Origin of the sequence: Nonomuraea sp. NPDC049725 (assembly GCF_040674795.1) — a bacterium.
Classification (GTDB): Bacteria; Actinomycetota; Actinomycetes; order Streptosporangiales; family Streptosporangiaceae; genus Nonomuraea; species Nonomuraea ceibae.
In genome coordinates, this window is the sequence record NZ_JBFANJ010000010.1 from 117461 (window position 1) to 131028 (window position 13568).

At 73.5% G+C, this 13568-nt stretch carries 7 protein-coding genes; 3 read left to right on the forward strand and 4 right to left on the reverse strand.

All coding sequences use genetic code 11. The annotated features are described in order from the left end of the window. Positions 1-67: 67 nt before the first annotated feature. On the forward strand, positions 68-3655 hold the full coding sequence (locus tag AB0J53_RS25940) for a BTAD domain-containing putative transcriptional regulator (RefSeq protein ID WP_364176699.1): 3588 nt from the start codon (positions 68-70) through the stop codon (positions 3653-3655). 888 nt (positions 3656-4543) lie between these two features. Here the strand turns inward: AB0J53_RS25940 and AB0J53_RS25945 are convergent. The 3 genes from AB0J53_RS25945 to AB0J53_RS25955 all read right to left on the reverse strand — a co-directional run bounded on the left by AB0J53_RS25945 (position 4544) and on the right by AB0J53_RS25955 (position 8197). Continuing rightward, entirely contained in the window at positions 4544-4699 is a 156-nt protein-coding gene (locus AB0J53_RS25945; RefSeq protein WP_219511524.1) for a hypothetical protein, read from the reverse strand. A 74-nt stretch (positions 4700-4773) separates the two neighbouring features. After that, complete coding sequence (locus tag AB0J53_RS25950) at positions 4774-6534, reverse strand: ABC transporter ATP-binding protein (RefSeq protein WP_364176702.1); 1761 nt, start codon at positions 6532-6534, stop codon at positions 4774-4776. A gap of 4 nt (positions 6535-6538) precedes the next feature. Continuing rightward, positions 6539-8197 (reverse strand): ABC transporter ATP-binding protein, encoded by a 1659-nt coding sequence (locus AB0J53_RS25955; protein ID WP_308126071.1) that lies wholly within the window; start codon positions 8195-8197, stop codon positions 6539-6541. 121 nt (positions 8198-8318) lie between these two features. On the opposite strand from AB0J53_RS25955, the gene AB0J53_RS25960 reads away from it, so the two are divergent. Further along, positions 8319-8942, forward strand: coding sequence for a phosphotransferase (locus AB0J53_RS25960; RefSeq protein ID WP_357589924.1), 624 nt, complete (start codon positions 8319-8321; stop codon positions 8940-8942). 7 nt (positions 8943-8949) lie between these two features. On the opposite strand, the gene AB0J53_RS25965 is transcribed toward AB0J53_RS25960, so the two are convergent. Then, complete coding sequence (locus tag AB0J53_RS25965) at positions 8950-10401, reverse strand: ATP-binding protein (RefSeq protein WP_364176706.1); 1452 nt, start codon at positions 10399-10401, stop codon at positions 8950-8952. Between the two features lie 113 nt (positions 10402-10514). Between AB0J53_RS25965 and AB0J53_RS25970 the strand changes: the two genes are divergently transcribed. Then, entirely contained in the window at positions 10515-13475 is a 2961-nt protein-coding gene (locus tag AB0J53_RS25970) for a LuxR C-terminal-related transcriptional regulator (RefSeq protein WP_364176709.1), read from the forward strand. The last annotated feature ends 93 nt before the right edge of the window (positions 13476-13568 follow it).

Genomic DNA, 13568 nt, shown 5'->3' on the forward strand with positions numbered 1-13568 from the left:
TACGAAATTGCGCCAATGCAACCCGTCCACAATCCTGGTGCAAAAGCACCAGGGCATGATCCGACCCGTGAGATTCAGGATTCTCGGACCGCTGCAAGTCCTGGGCGACGCGGGAGAGCTTGAGCTCGGCGGGGGCAGGCAGCGCATCGTGCTCGCGATGCTGCTCCTTGAGGCCAACCAGGTGGTGCCGATCAGCCGGCTCGTGGAGGCCATCTGGGGCGAGTGCCCACCCGGCACCCCGCGCAACCAGGTGCAGATCCGGATCTCCCAGCTCCGCCGCACCCTCGGCGACACCGCTCAGCCCTACCAGACCGTGATCACCAAGCCGTCGGGCTACCTCATCCGCGTCGCCCCCGCCGACCTGGACCTGACCGTCTTCGAACACCTCATCACCCAGGCCCAGTCGCAACCCCGCGACCAGGCCGCCCGCACCCTGCGGGAGGCGCTCACCCTCTGGCGCGCCCCCGCCCTGGCCGACGTCGACAGCGACCTGGTGCGCAGCATCGCCCACGGCCTGGAGGAGCGCCGCCTGCTCGCCTTCGAGCGCTGCGTCGAGCTGGAGCTGGAGCTCGGCCACCACCTGCGGCTGATCGAGGAGCTCCGCGCCGTCACCCAGGCCCAGCCGCTGCGCGAACGCCCCCACGGCCACCTCATGCTCGCCCTCTACGGCGCGGGCCGCCAGGCCGAGGCCCTGGAGGTGTTCCGCTCCTACCGCACCTACCTGCTCGACACCCTCGGCCTCGAACCGGGCGAGGAGCTACGCCGCATCGAGCACGCCATCCTCAACCACGCCTCCCCCACCCCTCCGACCCCCCGCACCGACACCCCACCCCAGGAGCCGGCCGGCCGCCCCCTGAACGGCCACCATCCCCGTGGCCGGCCCACCGCCCCGGACGATCCGTCCCTCGCCCCCTCCTCCGCAAGACCGCACGGCGGCCCGTTCTCCTCCCAGACATCCGAAGACGGCCCCGCCTCCTCCACCCAGAGCCCCGGCGGCGGCTCCTCCTCCTCGGGGGAGCATGGCGGTCCCGCATCCTCCACCCGGAGCCCTGGGGGCGGCCCCGTGTCCTCCCACAGGGGGCGAGGCGGCCCCGCATCCACCCGGAGCGGCCCCGTCTCCTCCCAGGAGCGAGGCGGCCGCGTGTCCTCCTCCCAGGAGCAGGGCGGCCGAAGCCCCGCCGCCCAATGGGAGCGGGGCGCTCCCGCCTCCCAGAGCGAGCGGGGCGGCCCCGCCTCTCAAGAGCGGGGCGCTCCCAGCGCCTCCTTCCCGGCAGCGCCCGGCCGGGGAGCGGCGGCGGGACCATCGGCGGGACCGGCCTCAGACGCAGCCGGGGCGGCAACGGCGGCCGCCCCATCGCCCAGGCCGGCGTCCCGGCCGACCCCGGCGCCCGGGCAGGCCTCACGACCGGCATCGGTGCCGAGGCCGGTGCCGCGCCAGCTTCCTCCGGTGCTGTCGCGGTTGTCGGGCCGGGAAGCGGAGCTGGCCCGGATCGAGGAGCTGCTGACCGAGCGGCACGGGACGACGCTGCCCGTGGTAGCGGTGCTGGGCAAGGCCGGGGTCGGCAAGTCGGAGCTCGCCCTGCACGCGGCCCACCGGCTCGCCGACGCCTACCCCGACGGCCAGCTCTACGTGGACCTCCAGTCCGGCGCGTTGCGGCCACAGGACGCGCTGGCCCGCTTCCTGCGCGCCCTGGGCCTGCCCGCCGTCCCCCGCACCCTGGAGGAGCGCTCAGCCCTGTTCCGCTCGACGGTGGCCGAACGCCGGGTGCTCGTCCTGCTCGACGACGCCGAGTCGATGCAGCAGACCGAGCCGCTCCTGCCCGGCGGCGCGTCCTGCGCCGTCCTGGTGACCAGCCGCCGCACCCTCGTCGGCCTGCCCGAGCGCCAGGTGATCCGGCTGGGCCTGCTCGACGGCCCGGACGCGGCCGAGCTCCTCACCCAGGACATCGGCGGCGGCTCGGCAGCCGACCCGGAGGCGATCCGCCTGCTGGTCGAGCAGTGCGGCGGCCACCCTCTCGCCCTCCGGATCGCCGGCACGAGCCTGGGCACCTGGCCGCACTCCGCCGTCCAGGACCTCGTCATGACGATCGGCGACCTGGACGTCAAGGCCGTCCTCGACGTCGGCTACCGCGCCCTCTCGCCCCAGGCCCAGGCCCTGTTCCGCCGCCTCGGCCTCATCAGCGGCCAGCAGATCAGCACCTGGCTGGCCCACGCCCTCATCTCCACCCCGGCCACCCGATCCCTCCACCGTGAGCTGACCACAGCACCCCACTCGGCCTTCCCCCGCCCCATCCACTCCCCATCCACCACCCTGGCCGAACCGGCACGGACGGACAGCCCGAGGCGGGACGTGGGCGACGATCCCGTGATCTCGGGCACCCTCACCCCGCCGTCGCCCTCACCGTCCGGTGCCGCGGCAGTGCTGGAACGGGCGTTCCAGGAGCTGGTGGACGCGGCGCTGCTGCGGCGGCGGGGCGACCACTACGTGTGGCACGACCTGGTCAGGATGTTCGCCGCCGAACACGCGTTCGCGGAGGACCCCCGGGAGATCCGCACCGCGGTGCTCGAACATGCGGGCGCGACCCTGCTCGCCCTGGTGGAGCAGGCGCACCGGCGCCACTACAGCGGCCACTTCACCGTGCTGCGCGGCCTGGTGGACCTGCCGCCGATCGACGGGTCACGACTGTTCGGGGACGAGCCGCTCGCCTGGCTCGACTCCGAGCTGCCGGTGCTGATCCGCGCCGTGCGGCAGACGGCCGACCACGGGCTGGCCGAGCTGGCCTGGAGCCTGGCCATGACGGCGGTGACGCTGTTCGAGACCTACGGCTACTTCGACGACTGGCGGGCCGTCTCCGAGACCGCGCTCGCCGCCTGCCGCGCCGCGGGCAACGCCCGTGGGGAGGGCGCGATGCTGTTCTCGCTCAGCTCGCTGGCCATCTTCCAGCAGCGTTACGACGACGCCGCTCCCCTGGTCGGCTCGGCGCTGGCCATCTTCGAGAAGATCGGCGAAGACCACGGCCGGGCGCTGGCCCTGCGCAACGCCGCGCTGCTGGACCGGGCCGCCGGTGACCTCGACGGCGCCCTGCACCGCTACACCGAGGCCCGGCGCCTGCTGCGCGCCGTCGGCGACCGGGCGGCGGAGGCGTACGTGCTGTCGAACATGGCCCTCATCCACGGCGAATGCGGGCGGCTGGACGAGGCCGATCCGCTGCTCAGGGAGGCGCTGACCTTCTACACCCAGGAGGGCGTGCGGCGGGGCGAGGCTCAGGCGCTGATGCGGCTGGCGGAGTTGTCGCTGCGCCGTGGCCGTTCCGAGCCGGCGCTGGAGGCGTACGAGAAGGCCAGGAGGATCGTCCGTGAGGCGCATGACCGCATCGGGGAGGCGTACGTGCTGCAGGGGCTCGGAGAGGCGCACCTGAAGCTGGGGCGGGCGGCGGACGCCGAGCGCACGTTGCGCGAGGCCCTCGACGTCGCCGCCGAGGTCGGCGACCGGCTCATCCAGGGCCGCGCCCGCCTGGCCCTGGGCACGCTCCTGCTGGAGAGCGGCCGCCCCGGCGCGACGCTGGAGCTGGAACGGGCACAGGCGCTGTTCGCCGAGATCCACGCCGAGCCCTTACGCGCCAAAGCCGCCGCAGCCTTGTCCCGCAGCCACTGACCACGCACATCAGACCCCACACGCCCCGGCCCACACGCCCCGGCCCGCGCATCCCCACACACCCGGCCCACACGCCCTGGCCCCACGCCCTGGCCTGCGCACCCCCACCCCCATACACCCGGTCCACACGCCCAGACTCACGCACCCCCGGACCTCACTTGCCCACCGGAGCCCCGCTGTCCCCGACCCGGCTCCCCATCCCCAGGCGGCGTGCGGCCCCGCCCACGTGTGCCCCACCGCGCCCACCCTCGCGACGCCCCCTCGGGCACTCACCCCCGGTGCCGCCGCCCCCCTGCGACGCCCCCTCGGCACCCACCGCTGCCCAGCGACCCTCCACGCCCCCTACGGCGCACGCGCGGGCGCTCGCCTCCGGTGCCCGCCGCACCCCTACGACGCGCCCTCGGCACTCACCCCGCCCTGGTGCCCGCCGCACCCCTGCGACGCCTCCTCGGCACGGCACTCGCCCCGCGCCCCGGTGGCCGCCGCCCCCCTGTGACTCCCCCTGGGCACTCGCCGCCCGCCTGCCCCGCTGCCCCCGGAGTCTCCTGCGGGCGCTTCTTCCGAGCGCCCCACTCCACCGGCCGGCGTGGCCGCTGGCCGGTGGAGTGGGGGCGGAGCTCTACGTGCCCCGGCGTGCCCGCTGGCCGGCGCGGTGGAAAGCGGAGCTTTACGTGCCCCACCGTGCCCGCTGTCGCCAGCAAGCTCACCCCCTGTTGCGTGGCGGCCGGGCCGGAGGTCCGGCCCCGCGTCACCGCCACCCCGGGCGCGTCCCCCGCGCGCCGGGTGTGGCAGCCGCTGGTACGGCGTGGCACCGGCTCTGGTCCCCGTGTCGCGCTGTGGCGACTGCTCCAGAGCCGCACGCCGGTCAGCGGCTGCCGCGTCCTTCCGTCAGATGGTCCACGGGATGTCGCAGTCGATCTTCGGGTTCGTCTCGCACAGGCGAGGCGGGTCCGGGACCGGTCCGTCGGCGGTGATGCCGGCGGGTCCGGTGACCCCGGTGAAGGCCGTTGCCGCTATCCCCAGGATGACTAGCCACTTGCGCATGTCTGCCCCCGTCATTCGTCGGATCGACGGCGCCGACGGTAGCGAGGGCCGCTTTGGTTTCGCTTTATCGCTGGTCAGGAGCGGGTGGTGGTGGTCGGGGTGCCGTGCCAGCTCTGCCACAGCGCCGCGTAGGAGCCGCCTTCGGCGACGAGCTCGTCGTGGGAGCCGAGCTCGCTGATGCGGCCGTCCTCGACGACGGCGACCCGGTCGGCGTCGTGGGCGGTGTAGAGGCGGTGGGCGATGGCGATGACGGTGCGGCCGTCGAGGACGGCCGCGAGGGAGCGTTCGAGGTGCCGGGCGGCGCGCGGGTCGATGAGCGAGGTGGCCTCGTCCAGGACGAGCGTGTGCGGGTCGGCGAGCACGAGGCGGGCCAGCGCGAGCTGCTGGGCGTGGGCCGGGGAGACGTCGAGGCCGCCGGAGCCGACGACGGTGTCGAGGCCGTCGGGCAGGGCGAGCACCCAGTCGAGGGCGTCGACGGCCGCGAGCGCGTCGCGTACGGCGTCGTCGTCGGCCTCGGGCCGGGCGATCAGCAGGTTGTCGCGCAGCGTGCCCTTGAAGACGTGGTGCTCCTGGGTGACGAGCGCGACGTGGCCACGCAGGTCGTCCAGGGGCAGGTCGACGAGCGGCACGCCGCCGACGGTGACGGCGCCGGTGCGGGGGCCGTGGATGCCGGCGAGCAGCCGGCCGAGGGTGGACTTGCCGGCGCCGGACGGGCCGACCATCGCCAGTCGTTCGCCGGGCCGCACGGTCAGCGACACGCCGTGGAGCACGTCGCGGCCGGGCCGGTAGGCGTAGCGGACGTCGTCGGCTTCCAGCAGTTCGCCGGTGGGGCGGGCGTCGCTGGGCTGCCGGTCGTCGGGCACGTTGGCGACGCCGAGCAGCCGCGCCATGGCGGCCCCGCCGACCTGGAGCTCGTCGATCCACATGAGGAACCGGTCGAGCGGGTCGATGAGCTGCTGGGCGTAGAGGGTGGCGGCGGTGACCTGGGCGAGCGTGACCCAGCCCGAGCTGTAGAAGAGGCCGCCGCACAGCAGCGCGGCCACGACGGGGACGACGTAGCCGAGCTCGACGGAGGGGAACCAGATGACGCGCAGGCGCAGCGTGTAGCGTTCGGCGGCGAAGGATCGGCTGATGTCGCGGTCGGTGCGTTCGCGGCGGCGCTGCTGGAGGCCGAGGGCCTCGATGGCGCGGGCGCCCTCGACGGTTTCGGCCAGCCCTTCGGTCATGTCGGCATATGCGGCGTTCTCCCGCAGGTAGCCGTCACGGGCCCGCTTCAGGTACCAGCGGGTGCTGAAGTAGAGCAGCGGCGCCGCGACCAGCATGGGCAGCATGAGCAGCGGCCCGACGAGCAGCATCGCGCCGATGGTGATCGTGAACGTGACGACCGCGATCAGCGTCTCGGGCACGGCGTGCCGTACGGTCCTGGACAGGGAGTCGACGTCGCGGGACGTACGGGTGAGCAGGTCGCCGGCGCCGGCCCGTTCGACCGTGGAGAGCGGCAGCGCGAGCACCTGGTCGACGAACTCCTCGCGCAGCTCGGCGAGGACCTTCTCGCCGAGCTTGGACGAGGCGAGCACGGCGTAGCGCACCAGCGTCCCCTGCAGCAGCAGGAATCCGGCGATGCCGGCGGCGACCACGAACGCGTTGACCTCGGCGCCCGTCTCGACGTCACGTACGAGATTGCCGAGCAGCCACGGCACGGCCAGGCCCGCGACGGCGGCGAGCCCGTGCAGGCCGAGCGCGCCGGCGAGCTGACGCGGGTACTTCAGGGTGAGCCGCCGCGCGTAGGCGCGCACCTGTTTCTGATCGGCGACGGGCAGGATCTCGCGGGCCATCTCGTCAGTCCTCCCCTCGGGTGACGGTCGCGGCGTAGGCGGGCGCGGTGGCCAGCAGGTCGCGGTGGGCGCCTTCGGCTCGTACGCGACCGTCCTCGACGTAGAAGACGTGGTCGGTACGGTCGAGCACGAGCGGGCTGGTGGTGCAGATGAGCGTGGTCTTGCCGGCGCGGGCGTCGGCGAGACGCTGGGCGATGCGGGCCTCGCTGTGGGCGTCGACGGCGCTGGTCGGCTCGACGAGGATGAGCACCTCCGGGTCGGCGATCAGCGCGCGGGCGAGCCGGAGCCGCTGCTGCTGACCGCCGGAGAACTCGCGCCCGGCCTCGGCCACCTCGGCGTCGAGCCCGTCGGGCAGCGCCTCGACGATGTCCTCGGCACAGGCGTCGTGGAGGGCCTGGCGGACGCGTTCGGCGGAGGCGCCGCCGCGTACGTCGAGCTCATCGCGCAGCGGGCCGGTGAACAGGCGGGCGCCGTTGTCGGCGACCAAAATGCGCTCACGTACCTCGTCGAGGGGCAGCGTGGCGAGCTCGGCGGGGCCGAAGGTGACGTCGCCGTCGGAGTAGCGGCCGAGGCGGTCGGCGATGGCGGCGGCGTCCTCGGGGCTGCTCGCGGCCAGCGCGGTCAGCCTGCCGGGTTGTACGGTGACGCCGCTGTAGGAGTCGCGCAGCACGCCGCCCGCGCTGGCGCCGGAGCCGCCGGTCACCTCGGGTTCGATCGACAGGATGCGCACCACGCGGCGGGCGGCGACGTGGCCCTTGGTCAGCTTGTCGGCCGCCTCGGTGAGCGTGCGCATGGGCCCGATGAGGAAGACCGCGTAGGTGTAGAAGGCGACGAGCTGGCCGACGGAGATCTGGCCGGACAGCGCGAAGGACGCGCCGACGCCGGTGACGAGCGCGATGAGCAGGCCCGGCAGCAGGATCTGGGCGCCTTCGAGCAGCGACTCGACGCGTGCGACGGAGACGCCGGCGTGGCGCGCCCGCTGTGACTCCTCGCGGTAGCGCTCGGCGAACACCCGCTCGCCGCCGATGCCGCGCAGCACCCGCAGCCCGGCCACGATGTCGGCCGCCCGGGTGGACAGGTCGCCGGTCAGGTCGCGCTGCCGGTGCTGCCGCCTGTGCAGGGGCTTGAGCAGCGGCGCGACGGCGCCCGCCATGACGGGCACGCCGACCAGCACGAGCAGGCCGAGCGGCAGCGAGGTGGAGATGAGGATCACCGTCACGGTGACGATCGCCACGACGGCGCCGGTGCCGCGCAGCAGGATGTCCATGGAGCTGCCGATGTGCGCGATGTCGGAGTTGCCGACACTGACCACCTCGCCGGTCGACAGCCGCTTGGGCAGGGTGGCGCCGAGCCTGGCCGCCTGCCGGGTGGTGAGCTGGACGGTGCGGTAGGCGGCGGCCAGCCAGTTGTAGACGGCGAACCGGTGCCGCATGATCCCACTGAACGCCTGCACCAGCCCGAGCGCCAGCAGCACTCCCGACCAGGTCAGCAGCGCGCGGGTGTCCTTGGCCGTGACGGCGTCGATGCCCTTGCCGAGCACTGCGGGCACGAGCGACTGCACGAGCCACCACAGCGTGGCGAACCCGATGCCTGCCAGCAGCTGACGGCCTTGGCGACGGGCGTTCCACCAGAGGTAGCGCAGCGGGCTTCGGATGTCGGGCACGCCGGGATCGGCTTCGGGAAGGGAGCGCATAGCCTGTCAAGGTTGACAAAGTCGTTGCCGCTCCAGCAATCCATTTTTCCAGGGCTGACGCGGGCCCGGGAGTGCGCCAGAATCGTTGGCTGTGGAGCACGGCTACACCAACAGCACGGTCGGAGACGGCGCCCTGGTCGTCAAGTGTTACCAGGGTCCCGACGCGCGGATCAGGCTCGGGACGGAGAGCCGGTTCCTGCGGCGGCTGCGCGGGCGGCTGCCGGTGCCGCGCCTGCATTCCGTCACCGAGACGAGCCTGAGCATGCAGTTCGTGCCGGGTGCGCACGGCCAGGACCTGCTCGACGAGGGCCGGGCGGCGGAGGTGCTGGCGGAGTGCGGGCGCACGCTGGCGCGGCTGCACCGGCTCGGCCTGGTGCACGGCGACTACGGGCCGCAGAACATGCTGTTCGACCCGGCGACGTTCGAGACGGCGGCGATCCTCGACTGGGAGTGGGCGCATCCCGGCCGCCCGGTGGAGGATCTGGCGTGGTGTGAGTGGATTGTCCGATCGCATCACCCGGAGCACGTGCCGCACCTGCGTCACTTCTTCGACGCCTACGGCGGACCGGTGCCGCCGTGGCCCGACCGGCATGCGTACATGCTGGCCCGCTGCCGGTCACTGCTCGACTTCACCGCCCGCTGGGAACCGGGCGGCGAGGGCGAGAAACTCTGGCGCCACCGCATCGAGACCACCAGCGCCTGGACATTCGCCTGACGGGCGGTCATTTCAGCAGCGTCGGCAGGTCGACGAGGATCACGTCGTCCCGTCGATCCGCGGTGGCCTTCAGATCGGCGTGGAAACCCTCCAGGGAGAAGACGGCCAGGGTCGCGGACGACGTGTCATGCCCCTGCTCCGCCAGCAGCGCCCGGAGCCGGTCGAGCCGGTCCAGGTCCGCCACGCCTCGCTTGGTGATCGTCGCCTTGGCCTCGCCGATCAGCGTCACGACGGCCCGGCCGGACCGCTTGTCCAGGGCGATGACGTCGATCTCGTGCTTGGCCCGCCCGCTGGCGTCGTTGACCACTGTCGCGGTGACCTGGCCGGCGCCGGCGTCCTGGGCGCGGAGCCAGGCGCGGGCGCAGTCCTCGAAGTGCGGGCCCAGGATTCGGGCCGTGAACGTGGGCTGCGCCCGGCGCCACGCCTCGGCAGACCTGCTGGTGTCCACGAGGTCGCGCTGGGGAACCGCGATCAGATTGTGGAACCGGACGATCGGGTCGGCGACGGTGATCACCGGCCGCCGTTCCCAGAGCGGGTCGTGGTCGTAGCGGAGGAAACCCGCGCCGGCCAGCGCCTCGATAGGACGCGTCAGCGATCCACGCGGCTGCTCCAGCAGTCCGCCGATCTTGGCCGGGCTCGTGGCGCCTTGGGCCACCGCATTGATGATCGCGTAGTGCAGGGAGCTTCCGGTGAAGCGGGGGTCCTCCCGCAGCAGGTACTCCGCCTCGCTCCCCGAGAACAACGCCTGGCTCGGGTCCAGCACGGTCGCCGCCACCCAGCCGTCCAGCTCCGCCAGGGTCCGCGGCGCGGGAACGTTGGCGAGGTTGCGGTAGCCGGGCGCGCCTCCGAGCACGCTGTGCAGGCGCACCGCGACGGCAGGATCATCGACGCCCCAGTGCCGCGCCATCGTCGGCAGGTCGAACGGCTGCAGGCGAAGATCGATCGACGCCCGGCCGCGCAACGCCTTCGTCCCCGACAGCAGCTCGTTCATCACCGAGATCGCCGAGCCGCACACGATCACCCTGCCGCGCTCCTGGCCCAGCCCGGCCTGCGACTGGTCGTACAGCAACTGGAGCAGACCGGGCAGCTCAGGAGAATGCGCCATCCAGTACGGCAGTTCGTCGATGACGAGCAGGCCGTTGCGGCGAGCGGTGAGGTCGATGGCCGTGGTGAGCAGGGACTCCCAGCCGGCGTCGGCCACCAGCTCGGGGCCGATGCCCGCATATCGGGCTATGTCGCCGGCGAACCTCCGCCGGGCCGGCACGACCCCCTCCTCCGCCACGGCGGTCACGTACAGCCCCCCGTAGACCTCCGCCAGCGCGCGCAGCAGGAAGCTCTTGCCCACGCGCCGCCGGCCGGAGACGACGCCCAGCCGCATGCGGTTGTCCGGATGCTCGACGAACTGCGCCAGAGCGGACCACTCCGCGTCTCGCGCCAACACGCGTTCAGGCTTGTGCATGCCTAAATAGTAATGCCTAGAGCTTACTATTTTGGAGCGGTTGGCTATCGGTGAAACGGCCTGCCTTACAGGGGGCCCTTTATCGCTTGACACACCCGAGTAACACTCTGGTCATGTCCACCACGCTGTATGGCCGTGCCGCCGAGCAGGAAGCGGTGCGGCGGCTGCTCGACGGGGCACGGGGCGGTGACGGGGGCGCGCTGGCGGTGCTGGGGGCGCCGGGGATCGGCAAGACCGCCGTCCTGGAGCTGGCGGCCTCGCTGGCGAACGAGTTCACGATGCTGCGGGCGCGCGGGGTGCGGCAGGAGGCCCACCTGCCGCTGTCCGGGCTGGACGCGCTGCTGCGGCCGGTCGCCGATCGGGTGCGGTCCGGAGTGCTCGGTCGGGCGCTGCGCACCGGGGTGGCCGGAAGCGGGGTGGCCCTGCCGGTGGCGGTGCTGGAGTTCCTGCGCGAGCTCGCCGCCGAGCAGCCGGTGCTGGTGTGCGTGGACGACGTGCACCTGCTCGACCGGGCCAGCCGCGAGGCGGTCTGCTTCGCGGCCAGGCGGCTGGCCGGCGAACGTATCGCGCTCCTCCTCTCGGCCCGTACGCCGGGCGACCCGCCGGTGCCCGACGACGTCCCGGTCCTCGCCGTCGGACCGCTGGACGACACCGCGAGCCACGCGCTGGCCAGGGACCTGCTGTCCGGCCGGGCCTCGGAGGGCTTGTGCGCCTGTCTGGTACGGGTCGCCCACGGCAACCCACTGGGGCTGCGCGAACTCGCCGAGTCGTTGACCGCCGCGCAACTCGCCGGGCTCGCCCCGCCGCCCGACACCCTGCCGCCCGGCGGACGCCTCCACCGTGCACACGCCGAACGACTCACGGGCTTACCGGACGAGACCCGCGCCCTGCTCCTCCTCCTGGCCGCCGCCCCCGGCCTCCCCACCAGCGATCTCCTCCAGGCCGCAGAGGGCCCTCCTTGCGCTCGGCCCACGGCCGCGCCCCTGGGACCGCGCGAACTTGCCGACCCGCCCACCGTCCGGACGGGCGATCCCGTGGCCATCCCGGCGCCTCCCTCCTGGCGCGCCGACGATCCTCCCGTCGAGGCGGCACCCGTTCGGTCCACGGACCCGCTGGCCGTGCTGGCGGTGGCCGAGCGGGCGGGGGTGATCCGGCCGGACGGGGACCGGTACGTGTTCGCCGACGAGACGCTGAGGGCCGTCGCGTACGCCGAAGCCCCGCTGGCCCGCCGCCGGGAGGTGCACCGGCTGCTCGGGAGGCGGCTCACCGGCCTGCCCGGAGCCTGGCACCGCGCCGCCGCACTCGACGGCCCGCCGGACGAACTCGCCGCCGACCTGGCCGCCGCCGCCTCCACCGCCGCCCGCACCACCCCGTACGCCCCCGCCCCACCACCCATCTACGCCCCAAGCCAAAGCCACACACCGGGCACAATCCACGAGCCCACCACGGACAACGCGGCGCAGGGACCAGGCGGGCCGAACGGACCAGGCGGCTCGGGTGGTGGTCACTGTCACCCCAGCCCCTCCCTCGCGTACGAGAGGGCCGCGCAGCTCGGCGGCGACGAGGCGAGCAAGGCGGCATGGCTGGCCGCGGCGGCCCGGCACGCATGGATGTCCGGGGACTTCCCCCGGGCCAGGTCGCTGCTGGCCGGGCTGCACCGCCCGGTGGTCACCGACGAGGCCGAGCTCATGTACGGGCGCCTGGAACTGCTCAGCGGACATGCCGACAGCGCCAGCGCCAAGCTGCTGGCCGCCGCCGCCCGGCTGGTGGACCGTGACCGGTTGGTCGCGGTCAAGGCGCTCCTGCATGCCGCCGAAGCCAGCTACATGTCCGGCGATATCCGTACATTTCACGCAATCGCCCACCAAGCCGCACTCCTGCGGCGCAGCGACGACTGCCAGGACACGCAGCTCATGTTCGAGTACCTGGAGGGGATCGCGGCGACGTTCAGCGGCAGGCACCGGGCGGCGGCCGGGCCACTGCGGCGGGTCGTCGCGCTGGCCCCGGCCGTACGCAACCCCACCACCCTCGTCTGGGCCTGCGTGGCGAGCCTGCTGCTCGGCGAGGACGCCACGGCCATCGAGCTGTCGGCCCGCGCGATCGACACCGCACGCCGGCGCGGCGCGGTCAGCGTGGTGCCCCAGTTGCTGGAGTCGCTGATCCAGGCGGAGTTCTGGCTGGGCCGTTACTCGTCGGTGGCCACGCACGCCGCCGACGGGCTGCGGCTGGCCCAGGCGTCGGGGCAGCTCAACTCCGCCGCCCGTCACCTCGGCTGGCTGGCCCACGCCGCCGCCGTACAGGGTGACGCGCAAGGCTGCCGCGAACGCGCCCACGCCGCGCTGGACCTGGCCGAATCCCACGGTCTCGGCATCGCCACCAGCCTCGGCAACTGGGCGCTGGCCCACCTCGACCTGGCCACCGGACGTCCGGCGGAGGCGGCGGCCAAGCTGCGCGGCCATCGCGGCAACGATCATGTCGTCATCCGGGTCATGGCCAGCCCGCACTTCATCGAGGCGGCGGCCCGTACCGGCGACCGCAGGCGTGCCTCGGCCGCGCTGCGGGTGCTCGACCGCTGGGCAGGCAGCACGCGCAGCCCCGACCGGCGCGCGCTCGTGGCGCGCTGCCGGGCGCTGCTCGCCACCGGCAGCGAGGCCGCCGAGCTGTTCAGGGAGGCGCTGGAGCTGCACGCGTGCCCGTTCGAGACGGCGCGCACGCAGTTGCTGTACGGGGTCGCGCTACGCAGGGAACGCCGGCCGGGAGCCGCCAGAGAACACCTGCACGGCGCCCTGGAGACGTTCCAGCGCCTCGGCGCGGGCCTGTGGAGCGAGCGCGCCAGGACCGAGCTGCGCGCGTCGGGCGAGACCGTCGTGCCCATCGCGCCGGCCGACGGCCCCGAGCGGCTGCTCACCGCACAGCAGTTGCGCATCGCCCGCCTGGTGGCCGAAGGCGCCACGAACCGGGAGGTCGCCGCGCAACTCTTCCTCAGCCCGCGCACGATCGACCACCACCTCCGCAACGTCTTCGCCAAGCTCGGCGTACGCTCACGCGTCGAACTGTCGCGCCTCCTCTCCTGACACCGGCGATTCACCCGATGCGTCCCCTTCACCCCCGTTTGAAAATGACGACGTCGCACCCCCCGAGAACCTGGAGTTCCCGACATGTCGTCA

What these genes read in the sequence shown, in the direction of transcription:
- AB0J53_RS25945 (WP_219511524.1), bottom strand. Translation starts at nt 4,699, where the DNA reads ATGCGCAAGTGGCTAGTCATCCTGGGGATAGCGGCAACGGCCTTCACC.
- AB0J53_RS25950 (WP_364176702.1), bottom strand. Translation starts at nt 6,534, where the DNA reads ATGGCCCGCGAGATCCTGCCCGTCGCCGATCAGAAACAGGTGCGCGCC.
- AB0J53_RS25965 (WP_364176706.1), bottom strand. Translation starts at nt 10,401, where the DNA reads ATGCACAAGCCTGAACGCGTGTTGGCGCGAGACGCGGAGTGGTCCGCT.
- AB0J53_RS25970 (WP_364176709.1), top strand. Translation starts at nt 10,515, where the DNA reads ATGTCCACCACGCTGTATGGCCGTGCCGCCGAGCAGGAAGCGGTGCGG.